The sequence below is a fragment of the Phyllobacterium myrsinacearum genome, assembly GCF_002980555.1.
Classification (GTDB): Bacteria; Pseudomonadota; Alphaproteobacteria; order Rhizobiales; family Rhizobiaceae; genus Phyllobacterium; species Phyllobacterium myrsinacearum.
In genome coordinates, this window is sequence record NZ_PVBT01000023.1 from 1 (window position 1) to 406 (window position 406).

Genomic DNA, 406 nt, shown 5'->3' on the forward strand with positions numbered 1-406 from the left:
GAGGAAAAGTTGTCAAGGATGAGCAGGGAGCGCCAAAATTTATGACAATGAACATTACCAGCAAACAAATGGAAATTACTCCGGCCATCCGCCAACATGTCGCAGACCGTCTCGCCAAACTGGAAAAATGGCAAACACATCTGATTAATCCACATATCATTCTGTCCAAAGAGCCACAAGGGTTTGTTGCTGACGCCACAATCAATACACCTAACGGCGTTCTGGTTGCCAGTGGTAAACATGAAGATATGTACACCGCAATTAACGAATTGATCAACAAGCTGGAACGGCAGCTCAATAAACTGCAGCACAAAGGCGAAGCACGTCGTGCCGCAACATCGGTGAAAGACGCCAACTTCGTCGAAGAAGTTGAAGAAGAGTAGTCCTTTATATTGAGTGTATCGCC

General features: G+C 45.8%; 1 protein-coding gene. It reads left to right on the forward strand.

Annotated elements, in window-relative coordinates; genetic code table 11:
- A partial coding sequence (raiA, locus tag C5750_RS26190; protein WP_425350524.1) for a ribosome-associated translation inhibitor RaiA occupies positions 1 to 383 on the forward strand: 383 nt, incomplete at its 5' end.
- Between the last annotated feature and the right edge of the window lie 23 nt (positions 384 to 406).